The sequence below is a fragment of the Streptomyces sp. NPDC003635 genome (assembly GCF_053587635.1).
In genome coordinates this window covers 62,203-77,046 of sequence record NZ_JBSFOK010000033.1, presented here as the reverse complement: position 1 = coordinate 77,046, position 14,844 = coordinate 62,203, and the positions used below count along the sequence as shown (strand labels likewise).

Here is a 14,844-nt window from a genome sequence, read left to right as displayed (position 1 = left end):
TATGCCCCACGTCGACCCGCCCGCGGCCGCCCGGGGACCGTCCCCCCGGGGCGGCCGTCAGCGCGACCCCGCCGCCGACCAGGCCATCCTGCACAGCACCCTGGGCCTGCTCAGCGAGGGGTGCAGCTTCGGCGACCTGTCCATGGACCTGGTCGCCCAGCGCGCGGGCGTCGCCCGGGCCACCATCTACCGCCGCTGGCGCAACAAGGAAGAACTGGTGCTGGCCGCCCTGGGCACCCTCGACCTGCCCGTGCCGCCGCTGGACGGACTCAGCCTGCGGGACCGGCTGGTGACACTCGTCGACCAGCTCCGCCACCGCGGCCAGGACACCCACCTGCACCGGCTGATCGGCAGCCTGCTCGGCGAGGCCGTACGCCGCCCCCAACTCGTCGAGCGCTTCGAGGACACCGTCCTCGCCGCCCGCCACGAGGCATTCCTGGGAGTCCTGCGCGACGGCATCGACAGCGGCGAACTCCGCGCCGACCTCGACCTCGACGACGCCGTCGAGATCCTCACCGGCCCGATGGCCGCCCGCCTCATCCTTCGCCAACGCCCCGTCCAGTCAGCGGCGTTCGCCGAACGCATCGTCGACACGTTCCTGAACGGGACCCGCACCAGCCGGGCCGGGACCCACCCGGCCACCCCACCGGAGCACCTGCCCCGACCAGAGGAGCCGCTGCCATGAAATTCCTCTTCGACGACCCCGCCTTCGACTACCAGGCACTGCGCGCCGCCGGATACGCCGACTACGGTGGCGCGCAGCTCGGCGAGGTCGTCGCGGTCGCCTCCCGCATCCCCGGCGGAGACACCGACGCCTGGCGGCGCGCCTGGACCTCCCTCGCCGAACGCGTCCACGGCCTGGCCGTCACGGCACGCGGCGAGGGACGCACCGACTCCGCCCGGACCGCGCTGCTGCGGGCCCACAACTACTACCGCACCGCCGAGTTCTTCGAACGCGACGACCCCCACGGCGCGGAGCCCGCACGCCTGATGCGCCTGTCCCGCGAGACCTTCGCCGACGCCGCCGAACTCATGGAGCGGCCACCGCAGTTCCTCCGCATCCCCTACGAGGACACCTCCCTGCCCGCCTACCTCTACCGGGTCGACGACTCCGACGAGCCCCGGCCGACGATCATCCACCACGGCGGGCTCGACTCCACGGTCGAGGAAGGCTACTTCTTCGTCGCCGCGGCGGCCCTCGCCCACGGCTGGAACTGTCTCTGCTTCGAAGGACCCGGACAGGGCTCCGTCGTGCGCGACCAGGGCCTGGTCTTCCGGCCCGACTGGGAGAACGTCGTCACCCCGGTCGTGGACCACGCCGTGACCCTGCCCGGCGTGGACGGCGACCGGTTGGCGCTGGTCGGCACCAGCCTCGGCGGTCTGCTCGCCGTGCGGGCGGCGGCCTTCGAGCACCGGCTGGCCGGCTGTGTCGCCCACGACGCGGTCTGGCAGCTCGGCGACGTCGTCGCCCTGCCGCCGTTCGTGCTGGAGTGGGTCGAGCAGGGACACGACGACTTCGCCGACCCGGTCATGTGGGGGATCGCCGCCCAGCAGACCTTCACCCGCTGGCTGTTGCGACACGCGCTGTGGACCTTCGGTACCGACACCCCGGCCGGGCTGCTGCGCCGGCTGCCCGACTTCGACCTGTCGGAGGTCATCGGGCGGGTGCGCTGTCCCGTGCTGGCCATGGACGCGGAGGAGGACATGTTCTTCGCCGGCCTGGAACACGCCAAGAAGGTCTACTCCGGGCTGAACTCGCCCAAGACGCTCCAGGTGTTCACCGCGGACGAGGGTGGCGGGGCGCACTGCCACTCGGGCGCCATGCGGCTCTTCCACGACCGGCTGTTCGCGTGGCTGAACCAGACCCTCGGCGCGGGACGGCCGGCCCGGGTCTGACCCGCGCCTGGACCTGTCGGCGGACCAGACAGCCCGGCCCGGGGTGGCGGGCCGGGCTGTCGTCCCATTTTCGAGGCGGCCGAAATGCATTCCCGCTGCCCGAATCCGAGCGGTTCGAGTTCCGTTGCCCTTAATGATGGTGTAACAGGGAGGGGGTGGTAGCGAGAGGAGGGCTAGCATATGCTTCACGCATCAGTCGATATATCGTCGACTATGTGCGTCCCAGACCTGAGGGCGGACGGGGGAACCAGAATCAGTTGAATGCGTGCCTACGCATTCTGGGGGGTTTGCTGTGGCCCTGTCCTCTGTACAGGCTGACCAGCCACTGCGCTACGACCTGCTCGGGCGCCTGCGGGTGACCCGGGGCGGCGCCGACCTGACACCCGAGCCGCCCAAGCTGGTGAAACTGCTCGCCCTGCTCCTGATCAGGGCGGGTGAGCCGGTGGCCGGCGAGAAACTCGTGACGGAACTGTGGGAACAGGACCCGCCGCGCTGCGCGGGCGCGAGCCTGCGCGTGTACATCTCACAACTACGGAAAATCCTGAGCACTCCACGAGGAATATCGCCGATCGTGACGACGCCGCTCGGCTATATCCTCGACTCGAGCGGCACGATGACCGATCTCCATGAATTCGAGGTGCTCTACACCCTAGGCCGAGAACGCTATATGGCGGCCGATTACCTGCATGCGTCCGAACTCCTCCGCCGAGCGCTCTCCCTCTGGCGCGGTCCCGTGCTGGAGGGCATTCCCGGCTCCCTCGTCATCGATTCGTTCACCACGGTCCAGGACGAGAAACGGCTGAATTGCACCGAACTGAGGATGGAGTCGGCGCTGGCCCTCGGCCGCCACCACGAGATGATCGAGGAACTGCGCGGCCTGGTGCTCCAGCACCCGCTGCGGGAGCCCTTCCACCACCAGCTGATGATCGCCCTGTACCGGGCGAACCGTCAGGGCGACGCACTCGCGGTGTACCGCACCGCCCGCCGCGTTCTCAGAGAGGAACTGGGCGTCGAACCCGGCCCGTCCCTGCGCCTCGCCCACGAGGCGATCCTGCGAGCGGACCCCGAGCGTCTGGAGGCGGCCGGGGTCATCCCCGCCCTGGGCTGACGGGGTGGGGCAGGGTCATCCGGCTCTTCAACGTCCGGCGTGTTCGTGGTCGCAGGTCTCGTCGATGCCGTAGGTGCCCCAGGTGGGGAAGGGATCGGTGGACGGGAGGGGCTCGTCGGGTGTCATCAGGCAGTCGGCGAGCGCCGCTTGCAGGGGCTGCGACTGCAACTGCGTCCCGATGAAGACCAGTTCCTGGGCGTGCGGGGTCTCGTCGCTGCGCGCGGCCGACGGTTCGAAGCGGGCCACCGAGCCCGCCTGCGACCACAGTCCCGTCACCCGGGGGCGGCTCGCCAGGGTGAAGAACCCCTTCGAGCGCAGGACGCGACCGTATTCACCGCTGTCGAGGCGTTCGGTCACGAACGTCCACAACCGCTCGGGGTGGAAGGGGGCTTCGGAGCGGAAGAGCGTGGAGGAGACGCCGTACTCCTCGGTCTCGGGAACATGCTCGCCGTTGAGCTCCCGTACCCAGCCCGGCGCCTGCTGCGCTCGCTCCAGGTCGAACAGTCGCGTGCCCAGCACCTGTCGGAGCGGCACCTGACCCCGCACGGCGTCGACGAGCCGCGCCACCGGGTTCAGCCGGCCGAGCGCCGCCCGCAGCCGCGCCGCCGACGGCTCGTCCACCAGGTCCAGCTTGTTCAGCACGAGGACGTCGGCGAACTCGACCTGGTCCACGAGCAGATCGCTCACCGTGCGTTCGTCGTCCTCGTACGGGGCGAGCCCGCGCTCGGCGAGTTCGTCACCGCCTGCCAGCTCGGGCAGGAAGTTGGCCGCGTCCACGACGGTGACCATGGTGTCCAGCCGGGCCAGGTCCCCGAGGGTGGCGCCGTCGTCGCGGGCGAAGGAGAAGGTGGCCGCGACCGGCATCGGCTCGGAGATCCCGGAGGACTCGATGAGCAGGTGGTCGAAGCGGTCCTCGCGGGCCAGCCGGTCGACCTCCTCGAGCAGGTCGTCGCGCAGCGTGCAGCAGATGCAGCCGTTGGTCATCTCGACCAGGTGTTCCTCGGTGCGCGACAGGGCGGCCTCGCCGCCGCGCACCAGCGCCGCGTCGATGTTGACCTCGCTCATGTCGTTGACGATCACGGCCACCCGCAGTCCCTCGCGATTGCGGAGGACGTGGTTGAGCAGGGTGGTCTTGCCCGCCCCGAGGAATCCGGAGAGCACGGTGACGGGCAGGCGGCGGTCGGCGGTCATCCGGTCAGTCCTCGGGGCGCAGCAGCCCGCGCTCGTACGCCTTGACCAGCCGTTGCGGTACGAGGTGCCGGACCCCGTCGACCGTGACCGGGACCAGGGTCGGGGTGGACGCCTTCCACTGCGCTCGGCGGTGGCGGGTGTTGCTGCGGGACATCTTCCGCTTGGGGACGGCCATGACGAACCTCCTCGGTGGGGTGAACAGCGAGGACGCTACATGAAAATGGATCCCATTAACAATTGACGGGAGGTGCGCAGCTCAGCGTCGGGAGCGCACCCTCGCCTCCTTCGGCGGGTCGATGAACTGCAGCTCGAGGGTGACCGGCGGCTCGGCCACGCCCGGCCCGCCCGCCGCCACCCACTCCACGATCTCGTCGGTGCTGTCGTGGTCCGAGGCGAACCCGATCCAGGTCGGACGTCCGCCGGCGCGGCGGCCCGCCGCCGAGGGCCCCACGACGATCACGTTGGCCTGGTCGCACGGGCCGAGGCAGTCCGTCGTACGGATCCGGAAGCCGTGTTCGGCCGCCGCGCCGCGCAGGATCTCCAACTGACCCTCGTGGTCGGTGCCGGGGTGCTTGCGGGCGTTGCCGCAGCAGCAGCCGCGGCAGACGACGAGCGTGCAGGCGGAGGCGGCCAGGGAGGTGCGGGGCGTCGAAGGCATGACAGAAGCATGCCGCCCACGGCGTTCGTGCCGGTCACCGGGCCGCCGACTGCGTACAGTTGACGCCGTGACCGACAGCAACAGGCTTCCGCTCGCCGTGTTCGACCTCGACAACACCCTCGCCGACACCGCCCACCGGCAGCGGTTCCTGGAGTCCAAGCCCCGCGACTGGGACGCCTTCTTCGCCGCCGCTCCCGCGGACCCGCCGATCCCCGAGGGCATCGCGCTGGTGCTGGCCAGCGCCGAGGAGTGCGAGGTCGTCTACCTCACCGGCCGCCCCGAGCGCTGCCGCTCCGACACGTTGGAGTGGCTGGCGGCCCAGGGCCTGCCCGAGGGCCGGGTGTACATGCGCCGCGACAACGACCGCCGCCCCGCCCGGCGCACCAAGCTGGAGATCCTCCGCCGCCTCGCCCGCACCCGGGAGATCCAGGTCCTGGTGGACGACGACGAACTCGTCTGCGCGGACGCGGAACAGGCCGGGTTCACCGTCGTACGGGCGCACTGGGCCAAGCCTTCCGCCGCCCTGAGGACCGCCCAGGAGAAGGAGGGGCGGACCTGACTCCCGGCTCATGAGAAGTCGAGCACCACGACGTCGGTGAGGTGACGGTAACCGAGGCGTGGGTACAGGGCGTTACTGGTGGGGTTGGCGGCGTTGGTGTACAGGACCACCTCCTCGGCGCCGGCCGCCCGTGCCGCCCGGCTCACCTCGACCGTCACGGCTGCCGCGTAGCCGTGGCCGCGCAGGTGGGCCGGGGTGTAGACGGGGTCCACCCGGACCTGGCCGCCGACCATCGGGTTGGCGCCCGCCATGGAGACGGGGGAGCCGTCGGGGGTCTCCCAGAAGGTGTAGCGCTTCTCGGCGAAGCGCGTGCCCGCCCAGGTGGCGGCGTCGATGGAGACCTCCTCGCCCACGTCCGCCGCGAACTCGCGGCACCAGCGCATCAGGTGCTCCTGGTCCTCGTCGACCGCGAGCCGGCCCCGGCCCGCCGGGAAGGGGTCCGGCGGGGTGAGGGTGTCCAGCCGGTACAGGCGCAGCCGTACCCGGAGCTTCGACGTCGTGCCGGTGTGCCGCTGCCAGGCCTCGGCGAAGGCGTTGGCGGTGCTCTCGTCCGCGGTGACGTACGGGATGGAGTGGCCGAGGGCCAGCAGGCGCGTGGCGAGGGACTCGGCACGGTCGGGGGTGAGTGAGGTGACGTTCAGGCCGAGGTTCGGGAAGCGGTAGAACGTCGCCCTGACCTCGCCCGCCCGTTCCAGGCGGCCGAGGACCGGTGCCCCGCCACCGTACGCCTGAGGACCGAGCGTGCGGAGTTTCTCGGTCACCGACAGCGGGGTGGTGTGCAGCGCGGGCCGGGAGCGCAGGAACTCCCCGGCGTGGGTGAGGAATTCGTCGATGTCTTCGGTGAGGTGCCAGTCCTCTGAGGGCATGCGTCATCCATGCCCGTCACAGGACGTCGTACGTCAGATGCGTCGCCGTCGTCGTCGGTGTCACGCTCCGCCGCACCAGACCGCGCCGCGGGCCACCGGTGAACAGGGGCGTCCCGGCGCCCAGGACGACCGGAGCGAGATGCAGGGACAACACGTCGACCAGACCGGCGTCGAACGCGGAGCGGATCGTGGCGCCGCCGCCCATGAGAACGACGTCGAGGCCCTGCGGCGCGCGCTCGCGTGCCGCCGCGACGGCGTCGACCACCCCGGTCGTGACGAACGTCCAGTCGAGGCCGGTCAGCCGTACCGACTTCGGCGGCGCGCTGGTCACGACGACGAAGGCGGGTTTTCCCGCCTCGCCCGCGCCGTAGCCGACCTCGTCGTCCCAGCCGCCCGGCCCGTCGACGATGTCGAAGAGCCGGCGGCCGAGGACGACGGCGCCCGAGCGGGCGGTGGCCTCGCGCAGGAGTCGGCGGTCGTCCGGGTCGTCGGAGAACGCCCAGGTGTGCAGGGCCTCGCCACCGGTGCCCAGGCCGTTCTCGGGGCCGGGGTCAGGACCGGTGACGAAGCCGTCGAGGGAGACCGAGATGTCAGCGACGATGCGTGTCATACCAGTGCTGACCCGTCTCTCCCCCCGAACTCATCGGTGGCCGTCAGTCGGAGTCCTCGAGCCGGAACCCGACCTTCAGGCCGACCTGCCAGTGCGCGATCTCTCCGTTCTCCAGCTGGCCCCTGACCTGGGTCACCTCGAACCAGTCCAGGTTGCGCAAGGTCTGCGACGCGCGGGCGATGCCGTTGCGGATGGCCTGGTCGACGCCCTCGTGCGAGCTGCCGACGATCTCGGTGACCCGATAGGTGTGGTTCGACATGCGGGTACTCCTCTCCGTCACTCCACCGTGCCTCAGGCGGCGACGCCGCGCGAGCCGTCGGTCACCGCGCCACGCTCAGTGACAGCGCGAACCGGCCTTCCTCGTCCGTCCACCAGTGGGTCAGCTCCAGACCCGCCGCCGACAGTTCGGCGCGCACTCCCTCCTTCCGGAACTTCGCCGAGATCTCGGTGTACAGCTCCTCGCCCGGCGCGAAGTCGACGGCCAGGTCCAGCGCGGGCACCTTCACCGTCTGCGCGGTCCGGGCCCGCAGCCGCATCTCGATCCACTCGCTCTCGGGGTCCCACAGCGCCACATGGTCGAAGGCCCCGGGATCGAAGTCGGCGCCGAGTTCGCGGTTGACGACCGTCAGGACGTTCTTGTTGAACGCGGCCGTCACTCCGGCCGCGTCGTCGTACGCCCTGACCAGCACCTCCTCGTCCTTGACCAGGTCGGTGCCGAGGAGGAGGGCGTCGCCGGGGGCCAGCAGGGCGCGGACCCGGGCGAGGAAGTCGGCGCGCTCGGCGGGCAGCAGGTTGCCGATCGTGCCGCCGAGGAACGCGACCAGCCGGGGGCCGGGGGTGTCGGGCAGGGTGAGCCCGCCGGTGAAGTCGGCGATGAGCGCGTGCACGGCGAGTCCGGGCCGCTCCGCGATGAGGGCGTGCCCGGCCTGGGTGAGGGCGCTCTCGCTGACGTCGACGGGGACGTAGGTGTGCAGTTCGGTCAGCGCGTCGATCACGTACCGCGTCTTCTCCGAGGAGCCGGAGCCCAGTTCGACCAGGGTGCGGGCGTGGGTGGCGGCGGCGATGTCGGCGGCGCGGGCGACGAGGATCTCGCGTTCGGCGCGCGTGGGGTAGTACTCGGGCAACTCCGTGATCCGCTCGAAGAGTTCGCTGCCGTGGGCGTCGTAGAACCACTTCGGCGGGAGCGTCTTGGGAGTGCGGCTGAGGCCGTGCAGGACGTCGGCGCGCAGGGCGGCCTCCGTCGCGTCCTCGGGCAGTTGGCGGGTGAGAAGGAACGGGCTCACGTGCGGGGCTCCTTGAATGATGGGGGTCCCCCCGCGCGAGCGGATTCGAGCGTGGGGGAGGACGCCGAGGTCTCGCCCGGCTCCTTCAGCGGCGTGAGGGTGATGTCCGTGCGGCTCGCCACGAGGAGGGTGCGGTCCGGGACCTCGTGCCAGAGCGGGTCGTCGTCGTACGGCTCGGAGGCCACGACCGTGCCGTGGCCGGGTGCCGTCAGGTACCACAGCGTGTCGCCCCAGGCGGTCGCCGCGATGGTGTCGCCGCTGGTCAGCAGCAGGTTCAGCCGGGCGTCCGGCGCTGCCTCGGCCACCTCCAGGACCGTGTCGGCCAGCGCCTGGCCCGCGTCGTCCCCGGCGCGCAGCCGGGTCAGGGCCAGGGCCCACACGAACGCCGAGTCGTTGCGGGCCTCCAGCGACAGCAGGTCCACGGCCGGCAGGGTCCGGGTCAGCGGCGCCAGGGAGTCGGGCCAGCCCGGCACGGCGCCGTTGTGGCTGAACAGCCACACCCCGGAGGCGAAGGGCGCCGCGGCGGCCTCCGCGTCCGCGCCGGACAGGGTCGCGTCCCGGACCGCGGCGAGCAGGGCCGTCGTCCGTACGACCCGGGCGAGGTCGGCGAAGGACTGGTCCGCCCAGATCGGCCCCGCCCGCCGGTAGCGAGCCGGCACCGGGTCGCCGGCCGCGTACCAGCCGACCCCGAAACCGTCGGCGTTGACCGTGCCGTACCGTTGGCGCCGGGGCGCCCAGGACTGCCGGTACAGGCCGTGCGGGGGCTGGACGAGACGGATGCCGAGCGGCTCCTCGGGCCCCAGATACGCCAGGTGGCGGCACATCAGACGGCCTCCGAGCGGGCCGTGCGGAACCCGGAGAAGATCTGGCGGCGGATCGGGTAGTCCCAGTTGCGGAACGTGCCCCGGCAGGCCACCGCGTCCACGGCGAACGAACCGCCGCGCAGGACCTTGTACTCCGGCCCGAAGAACACCTCCGAGTACTCCTTGTACGGGAAGGCGACGAACCCGGGATAGGGCAGGAAGTCGCTCGCCGTCCACTCCCACACATCACCGATCAACTGCCGTACACCGAGCGGGGACTCGCCCTGCTCGTAGCTTCCGGCGGGGGCCGGGCGCAGATGCCGCTGGCCGAGGTTGGCGTGCTCGGGCCGCGGGTCCTCGTCGCCCCAGGGGTAGCGCATCGAGCGGTCGCCGACGGGGTCGTGCCGGGCCGCCTTCTCCCACTCGGCCTCGGTGGGCAGCCGCCGGCCGGCCCAGCGGGCGTAGGCGTCGGCCTCGTACCAGCTGACGTGCACGACCGGCTCGTCGGGCGGTACGACCTCGGTAACGCCGAAGCGGCGGCGCAGCCACTGGTCGCCGTCCCGGCGCCAGAACAGCGGGGCCTCGATCGAGTGCTGCCGGATGTGGTCCCAGCCGGCCGGGGCCCACCAACGCTCGACGGAGTAGCCGCCGTCCTCGATGAACGCCTGGTACGCCTCGTTGGTGACCGGGGCCGTGTCGATGTGGAAGGGCGCCACCTCGCGCCGGTGCGCGGGGCGTTCGTTGTCCAGCGCCCAGGGCTCGGTGGAGGTGCCCATGGTGAACGGGCCGCCGGGGACCAGGACTTCGGCCGGACCGGTGAACAGTGGGGCCGGATCCGGATCCGGGGCGGTCAGGGCCTGCGGGCCCTTGCGGAGCTGATGGGTGATCAGCATCGTCTCGTCGTGCTGCTGTTCGTGCTGGGCGATCATCCCGAACGCGAAGCCCGCCTCGGTCAGCCGGGACCCGTGGAACGCGGTGCTCTCCAGCAGGTCCATCACCCGTCCGCGCACGTCGGCGGCGTACAGCCGGGCCTCGGCGGGCGGCAGCAGCGGCAGCGTGGGGCGCGCGGAGCGCGGGTGCTCGAAGGCGTCGTAGAGGCTGTCGATCTCCGGGCGCATGGCCTCCCGGCCCGCGACCGCCCGCAGCAGCCACTGCTCCTCCTGGTTGCCGATGTGCGCCAGGTCCCACACCAGCGGCGACATCAGCGGGGAGTGCTGTGCGGTCAGGTCCGGGTCCTCGACGCAGCTGGTGAGCAGGGTGGTGCGGTCCCGGGCGGTGGTGAGGGTCGTCAGGGCCCGGACCCGGAGCTCATCGGTGTCGACGGAGGGCTCGGTCATGAGCTGAAGTCCTTCCCGTGCAGGCGGTCGAGCAGGTCGTCGGCGGGACTGCGGCCCCGGGTGATGTAGCGGTCCCGGTACGCCGTGACGGCGGCCGTGACCTCGTCGGTGGCGCCCATCCTCGGCAGCGCCTCCAGCGCGGCGGCGAAGCAGAGGACGGCCGCCTCGTGCAGTTCGGGGTCGGACATGCCCTGCCGGGCCGCGTCGGTCCACAGCGGGTTGTGCGGCGCCGGCATCGGCAGGGCCCGCTCGGCGAGCGGCTTGACCACGCGGTAGGCGGTCTCGGCGGCCTGCGGATCGTCGAACAGCGCGGCCGTCACGGCGAGCGGCACGATCCAGCCGTCCTCGCCGGGCTGGGCGTCGATCATGCGCAGTTCGAGATGGCCGCGCGGCCTGACCGGCGGGAACATGGTCGTCAGGTGGTAGCCGAGGTCCTCCCGCGTCGGCGGCCTGGGTACCGCCGATCGGGTCCACTCCCGGAAGGTGAGCCCTTCCGGGACCTCCCAGGGGCCGCTGTCCTGGCGTACGCACATCACCGGCGCGTCCAGGACGTGCCGGGCCCAGGCGGCGCGTGGATCGCCGTTCAGCGGGGGAGCGCCCGCCCGGCCCGCGCCGATCTCCATCCACATCAGCTGCCGGGTGGAGCGCCAGCCGGTGGGCTCGTTCCCGGCGAGGGGGGAGTTGGCGAAGGCCGCCACCAGGACCGCGCCGAGCTGGTGGGCGAGCCACCAGCGCCGTACATGGCCGAGGGGGCCCGGCTCCTCGTGGCCCGCGTCCAGGCAGACCTGGACGGAGGCCGAGGTGCACATCATGGCGCGGCCGGCCGGACCTCTGCGGTCCAGGCAGGCCTCCATGGCGTCGTAGCGCGGCTCGCGCAGATAGCGACGGGGTTCGTGCCAGGGGTCCTGGCCGATGCCGACCAGACCGAGACCGTGCCCGCGCAAGGTGGCGCGGACGGCGTCGAGGTCGGCGGAGACGGTGCCGATGCACTCCATCAGGGAGGCGGCGGGCGGCGAGCTCAGCTCCAGCTGGCCACCGGGTTCGACGGTGAGCGCCGACCTCAAAGGCACGGTCCGCAGGGCGGCGTAGGCCGCTCCGAGTCGTTCGGGTGTGACGGGGAGCTGCGGGCTGCGCAGCTCATGGACGAGCCATTCCACCTCGACCCCGAGGGTGCGGGGCGGACCTGTCTTGAAGCAGATACCGCGGACCAGGGCCTCGACCTCGGCCTCGGAGACCGAGGTGCGGGGCCTGGTACAGCCGCTCGGTGACGAGCTGCTCGACGAATCTGGCATATCGGGATCCTCCTGATATTCCACCATGCCACCGCCCCGGCATTTCGGGTGGGCCGGGACGGCACACTCGTCCCACCCAAGACGCTGAAATGGCTCCGCACAAGGGCGCCTCCCCGGATGTTCCGCTTCGGTCACATCCGGTTTCCGCGGGTTTTCGAGGGCGTTCGCGGCTCCGGAAATCTGTTGCACCTCCTGTGGAGCATCGCCCACGATGCGTGCATGAGCACGACGGGGGAGTGCGCCCGGCGCGCGCTCGAGGCGCTCACGGGGGTGGCGCCATGAGCGCGCGCCTGCGGGGCATCGCACAGCAGACGGAACAGATCGTGGCGGCGGGCGGCTACACGCGCTCCGACGGCCGCGAGACACCGATCGCGCAGGCGGTGGCCGCCGCCAGGCGCGGCACGCGCATGTACGGACCAGAGCCCGTGCCGGTGCCGTCCGCGCCGCCGGTCGGGACGCGCATCGAGGTCACGGGCGAGTCCAGCCTGGAGGCGGCGCGCAGGCTCGGGGACGGTACGGCCGTACTCAACTTCTCCTCGGCCCGCAACCCGGGCGGCGGCTACCTCAACGGCGCGCAGGCGCAGGAGGAGGCCCTGTGCCGCGCCTCGGCGCTGTACACGTGCCTGACCGAGGTCCGGGAGTTCTACGACCACCACCGCGCGCACCGGGACGCGTTCTACACGGACCGTGTGATCCACTCACCCGGCGTGCCCGTCTTCCGCGACGACCGCGGACGTCTGCTGGACGAGCCGTACACGCGCGGCTTCCTCACCTCGGCGGCGCCGAACGCGGGAGTGGTCCGGCGCACGGCACCCGAGCGCGTCGCCGAACTCCCCGCCGCCCTCGCGCACCGCGCCGAGCGGGTGCTGGAGACGGCCGCGGCGCACGGCTACCGGCGCCTGGTGCTGGGCGCCTGGGGCTGCGGGGTGTTCCAGAACGACCCGGCGCAGGTGGCAGGCGCGTTCCGGGGGCTGCTCGGACCGGGCGGACGGTTCGCCGACCGCTTCGAGCAGGTGGTGTTCGGGATACTCGACCGCTCTCCGGGCGCGACGACCCGGGCGGCCTTCGAGCGAGCGTTTGCAGGGGCGCGCCGTTAGGGGCGCGGGCAACGGCGCGACCGGCCACGGACGACCCGCATCCTCACTTCCAGCCGTACCGAAGTCGCAACTGGTGCACAACGGAGTTGAACCGCATCCGGTCCAGCGCGCACGCCTCGCGCCGCATCCCCCGCTCGTGCAGCCGCAGCACCCGGTCCACAGCGACCCAGGAGTCGCGCCCGGACCGGTCCCAGGGCCCGTGCCCGATCGGCACCCAGTCCCGGTCGGCGTCATGCCGCTTGCTGGACAACTGCACGGCGAGGAAGGTCCCGGCCGGCTCCCGGGCCACGACGAGCACCGGGCGGTCCTTGCCCCGGCCGTCGTTCTCCTCGTACGGCACCCACGTCCACACGATCTCGCCGGGATCGGGGTCGCCGTCGTGCGCGGGTGAGTACTCGGTGCGCACCCGGCCGACCTCGCGGGGGTCGGCCTCGACGGTGGCGGACGGGCCGGAGCGGCCGGGGACGTCTTCTTCGGTGGTCGCGGTCACGGGGATCACGTTAGAGGGTGCCGCCGAAAGCGGTTCAGGCGACCGGTGCGTCCGCGGTGACCTGTTCCGGCGGCCACGTCTCGTGCCAGCGCAACTCCGCCTCCAACTGGGCGGCGAGCGAGAGCAGAAGAGGCTCGCTGTGGGAGGGGCCGAGGAGTTGGGCGCCGACGGGAAGTCCGCCGTCGACGAACCCGGCGGGCACGTTGACGCCGGGCCAGCCCAGTACGTTCCACGGCCACGCGAAGGGGCAGGCGGCGATCATCGCCCGGTCGGTGGCGAACCCGCCGAGCCCGAGCATCGCGCCGATCCGCGGCGGGGGAGCGGCCGTGGTCGGCGCGAGCATCACGTCGTACGACTCGAAGAACGCGCCGATACGGCGGTGCAGGACCGCCTCGGCGCGCCGGGCCGCCCGCAGGGGTGCCCCGCCGAGCAGCTTGCCGAGCCGGGCGGCGTCCAGGGTGCGCCGGTCGAGCAGGGCCGGGAAGGGCGACTCGCTGACGAACTCGGCGATCCCGGCGGTCGCTCGGGGCACGAAGGTGAGCCCGATCTGTCCGTACGGCGGATCGGCCTCCTCCACGGTGTGCCCCAACGCGGCCAGCTTGTCCGCGAGTTGGACGACCTTGGCCCGCACCTCGGGCCGGAGCCGGGCGGGTACGGCGGTGAACGGCGGCTTGAGGGAGAGCGCGATCCGCAGCCGCCCCGGGTCCCGGCCCACGGCCGCCGAGGCGTCGACGGCGGGCGGCCGGTGCGGGTCGCGCTCGTGGTTGCCGCTCGCCGCGTCGAGCAGCAGGGCCGCGTCGGCGACCGTACGGGCCAGCGTGCCGTTGACGGTGATGCCCTGGAAGGACTCGCCGCGCGGCCAGGTGGAGATCCGGCCGCGCTGCGGCTTGATGCCGATCAGATGGGTCCAGGAGGCGGGGATCCGCACCGACCCGGCGCCGTCCGAGCCCAGCGCGGCGGGCACCAGACCCGCGGCGACGGCGGCGGCCGAACCGCCGGAGGAGCCGCCGGGAGTGTGCGCGGTGTGCCAGGGGTTCCGTGTCTCGCCGAAGGCCGGGCCCTCGGTGAACGGCCACTGGCCCAGCTCGCAGGTGTTGGTCTTGCCGACGATCACGGCCCCGGCCGCGCGCAGCCGCCGTACCGCCTCGCCGTCCTGGGAGATCGCCGGGAACTGCCCCTGACAGCCGAAGGCGGTGGGCTCGCCCGCCACGTCCATGTCGTCCTTGACCGCCACCGGCACCCCGAGCAGCGGCCGCCGTGCCCCGGCCGCGAGTTCCTTGTCCGCCGCGTCCGCCTCGGTGAGCGCCGCCTCGGCCCTGACGATCCGGAAGGCGTTGAGGGAGCCCTGCGTGGCCTCGATGCGCGCCAGGGCCCGCTCGACCAGCGCCCGGGACGTCACCTCCCCGTCGGCCAGCGCGCGGGCGGACTCCGCCAGGCCTGCGGAACGGTCGAACGTCATGCGGAACACCTCCGGGGACGGCCTTGTCTACTGAACAGTAACCTCTGGGGGCGCGCGAAGGAACGTCCTCACGGCGAGCCGGACTTGGGTGTACGCGGCACTCGTGCGCGAACCATTGACGCACTCGGGCCCCAGTCCTAACTTCTGACCGGCTTGCCGAACTGAGTCCGGAATTTCGAACATCCGCTGCCGTCC

The 14,844-nt window shown here is 72.2% G+C and carries 17 protein-coding genes; 5 read left to right on the top strand and 12 right to left on the bottom strand.

Annotated features, from left to right (window positions below; translation table 11 throughout):
* The first annotated feature begins 1 nt into the window (after position 1).
* The 3 genes from ACWDRW_RS27320 to ACWDRW_RS27310 all read left to right on the top strand — a co-directional run bounded on the left by ACWDRW_RS27320 (position 2) and on the right by ACWDRW_RS27310 (position 3,004).
* Positions 2-685, top strand: coding sequence for a TetR/AcrR family transcriptional regulator (locus ACWDRW_RS27320; RefSeq protein ID WP_451726848.1), 684 nt, complete (start codon positions 2-4; stop codon positions 683-685).
* Positions 682-1,896: an alpha/beta hydrolase family protein gene (locus ACWDRW_RS27315; RefSeq protein WP_451726846.1), complete on the top strand. Its 1,215-nt coding sequence runs from the start codon at positions 682-684 to the stop codon at positions 1,894-1,896. The genes ACWDRW_RS27320 and ACWDRW_RS27315 overlap by 4 nt, the downstream gene beginning before the upstream one ends.
* Before the next feature lie 292 nt (positions 1,897-2,188).
* Positions 2,189-3,004: an AfsR/SARP family transcriptional regulator gene (locus tag ACWDRW_RS27310; RefSeq protein ID WP_451726843.1), complete on the top strand. Its 816-nt coding sequence runs from the start codon at positions 2,189-2,191 to the stop codon at positions 3,002-3,004.
* Between the two features lie 27 nt (positions 3,005-3,031).
* Here ACWDRW_RS27310 and ACWDRW_RS27305 read toward each other — a convergent pair whose 3' ends face one another.
* From ACWDRW_RS27305 to ACWDRW_RS27295, 3 genes are all read right to left on the bottom strand, one after another.
* The gene (locus ACWDRW_RS27305; protein WP_451726841.1) at positions 3,032-4,195 is read right to left on the bottom strand and encodes a GTP-binding protein; all 1,164 of its coding nucleotides are present in this window, start codon (positions 4,193-4,195) and stop codon (positions 3,032-3,034) included.
* Positions 4,196-4,199: 4 nt separating this feature from the next.
* Complete coding sequence (gene rpmF / locus ACWDRW_RS27300) at positions 4,200-4,370, bottom strand: 50S ribosomal protein L32 (RefSeq protein ID WP_451726838.1); 171 nt, start codon at positions 4,368-4,370, stop codon at positions 4,200-4,202.
* 81 nt (positions 4,371-4,451) lie between these two features.
* The gene (locus ACWDRW_RS27295) at positions 4,452-4,853 is read right to left on the bottom strand and encodes a (2Fe-2S) ferredoxin domain-containing protein (RefSeq protein WP_451726835.1); all 402 of its coding nucleotides are present in this window, start codon (positions 4,851-4,853) and stop codon (positions 4,452-4,454) included.
* Between the two features lie 67 nt (positions 4,854-4,920).
* Between ACWDRW_RS27295 and ACWDRW_RS27290 the strand changes: the two genes are divergently transcribed.
* Complete coding sequence (locus tag ACWDRW_RS27290) at positions 4,921-5,412, top strand: phosphatase domain-containing protein (protein ID WP_451726832.1); 492 nt, start codon at positions 4,921-4,923, stop codon at positions 5,410-5,412.
* An 8-nt stretch (positions 5,413-5,420) separates the two neighbouring features.
* Here the strand turns inward: ACWDRW_RS27290 and ACWDRW_RS27285 are convergent, their stop codons facing one another.
* From ACWDRW_RS27285 to egtA, 7 genes are all read right to left on the bottom strand, one after another.
* Positions 5,421-6,278, bottom strand: a complete 858-nt coding sequence (locus tag ACWDRW_RS27285; RefSeq protein ID WP_451726829.1) for a GNAT family N-acetyltransferase — start codon at positions 6,276-6,278, stop codon at positions 5,421-5,423.
* Between the two features lie 16 nt (positions 6,279-6,294).
* Positions 6,295-6,888: a dihydrofolate reductase family protein gene (locus tag ACWDRW_RS27280; RefSeq protein WP_451726826.1), complete on the bottom strand. Its 594-nt coding sequence runs from the start codon at positions 6,886-6,888 to the stop codon at positions 6,295-6,297.
* 43 nt (positions 6,889-6,931) lie between these two features.
* Positions 6,932-7,147, bottom strand: coding sequence for a dodecin (locus ACWDRW_RS27275; RefSeq protein WP_451726823.1), 216 nt, complete (start codon positions 7,145-7,147; stop codon positions 6,932-6,934).
* Positions 7,148-7,208: 61 nt separating this feature from the next.
* On the bottom strand, positions 7,209-8,171 hold the full coding sequence (egtD, locus tag ACWDRW_RS27270) for an L-histidine N(alpha)-methyltransferase (protein ID WP_451726820.1): 963 nt from the start codon (positions 8,169-8,171) through the stop codon (positions 7,209-7,211).
* Positions 8,168-8,995 (bottom strand): ergothioneine biosynthesis protein EgtC, encoded by an 828-nt coding sequence (gene egtC / locus ACWDRW_RS27265; protein ID WP_451726817.1) that lies wholly within the window; start codon positions 8,993-8,995, stop codon positions 8,168-8,170. Before egtC ends, egtD begins: the two co-directional genes overlap by 4 nt.
* Positions 8,995-10,311 (bottom strand): ergothioneine biosynthesis protein EgtB, encoded by a 1,317-nt coding sequence (gene egtB, locus ACWDRW_RS27260; RefSeq protein WP_451726815.1) that lies wholly within the window; start codon positions 10,309-10,311, stop codon positions 8,995-8,997. The genes egtC and egtB overlap by 1 nt, the downstream gene beginning before the upstream one ends.
* Positions 10,308-11,603, bottom strand: a complete 1,296-nt coding sequence (gene egtA, locus ACWDRW_RS27255) for an ergothioneine biosynthesis glutamate--cysteine ligase EgtA (RefSeq protein WP_451726812.1) — start codon at positions 11,601-11,603, stop codon at positions 10,308-10,310. Before egtA ends, egtB begins: the two co-directional genes overlap by 4 nt.
* A gap of 278 nt (positions 11,604-11,881) precedes the next feature.
* Between egtA and ACWDRW_RS27250 the strand changes: the two genes are divergently transcribed.
* Positions 11,882-12,700 (top strand): TIGR02452 family protein, encoded by an 819-nt coding sequence (locus ACWDRW_RS27250; protein ID WP_451726809.1) that lies wholly within the window; start codon positions 11,882-11,884, stop codon positions 12,698-12,700.
* A 43-nt stretch (positions 12,701-12,743) separates the two neighbouring features.
* On the opposite strand, the gene ACWDRW_RS27245 is transcribed toward ACWDRW_RS27250, so the two are convergent.
* Both ACWDRW_RS27245 and ACWDRW_RS27240 read right to left on the bottom strand, forming a co-directional pair.
* Positions 12,744-13,190 carry a type II toxin-antitoxin system PemK/MazF family toxin gene (locus ACWDRW_RS27245; RefSeq protein ID WP_451726806.1) on the bottom strand — a complete coding sequence of 149 codons (447 nt, stop codon included), beginning with the start codon at positions 13,188-13,190 and terminating at the stop codon, positions 12,744-12,746.
* Between the two features lie 34 nt (positions 13,191-13,224).
* Positions 13,225-14,649 (bottom strand): amidase, encoded by a 1,425-nt coding sequence (locus ACWDRW_RS27240; protein WP_451726803.1) that lies wholly within the window; start codon positions 14,647-14,649, stop codon positions 13,225-13,227.
* Positions 14,650-14,844 lie beyond the last annotated feature (195 nt).

Coding starts and splice junctions, on each gene's coding strand:
- ACWDRW_RS27285 (WP_451726829.1), bottom strand. CDS start 6,278: ATGCCCTCAGAGGACTGGCACCTCACCGAAGACATCGACGAATTCCTC.
- egtB (WP_451726815.1), bottom strand. CDS start 10,311: ATGACCGAGCCCTCCGTCGACACCGATGAGCTCCGGGTCCGGGCCCTG.
- ACWDRW_RS27305 (WP_451726841.1), bottom strand. CDS start 4,195: ATGACCGCCGACCGCCGCCTGCCCGTCACCGTGCTCTCCGGATTCCTC.
- ACWDRW_RS27315 (WP_451726846.1), top strand. CDS start 682: ATGAAATTCCTCTTCGACGACCCCGCCTTCGACTACCAGGCACTGCGC.
- ACWDRW_RS27295 (WP_451726835.1), bottom strand. CDS start 4,853: ATGCCTTCGACGCCCCGCACCTCCCTGGCCGCCTCCGCCTGCACGCTC.
- rpmF (WP_451726838.1), bottom strand. CDS start 4,370: ATGGCCGTCCCCAAGCGGAAGATGTCCCGCAGCAACACCCGCCACCGC.
- ACWDRW_RS27280 (WP_451726826.1), bottom strand. CDS start 6,888: ATGACACGCATCGTCGCTGACATCTCGGTCTCCCTCGACGGCTTCGTC.
- ACWDRW_RS27320 (WP_451726848.1), top strand. CDS start 2: ATGCCCCACGTCGACCCGCCCGCGGCCGCCCGGGGACCGTCCCCCCGG.
- ACWDRW_RS27275 (WP_451726823.1), bottom strand. CDS start 7,147: ATGTCGAACCACACCTATCGGGTCACCGAGATCGTCGGCAGCTCGCAC.
- egtA (WP_451726812.1), bottom strand. CDS start 11,603: ATGCCAGATTCGTCGAGCAGCTCGTCACCGAGCGGCTGTACCAGGCCC.
- ACWDRW_RS27240 (WP_451726803.1), bottom strand. CDS start 14,649: ATGACGTTCGACCGTTCCGCAGGCCTGGCGGAGTCCGCCCGCGCGCTG.
- ACWDRW_RS27250 (WP_451726809.1), top strand. CDS start 11,882: ATGAGCGCGCGCCTGCGGGGCATCGCACAGCAGACGGAACAGATCGTG.
- egtC (WP_451726817.1), bottom strand. CDS start 8,995: ATGTGCCGCCACCTGGCGTATCTGGGGCCCGAGGAGCCGCTCGGCATC.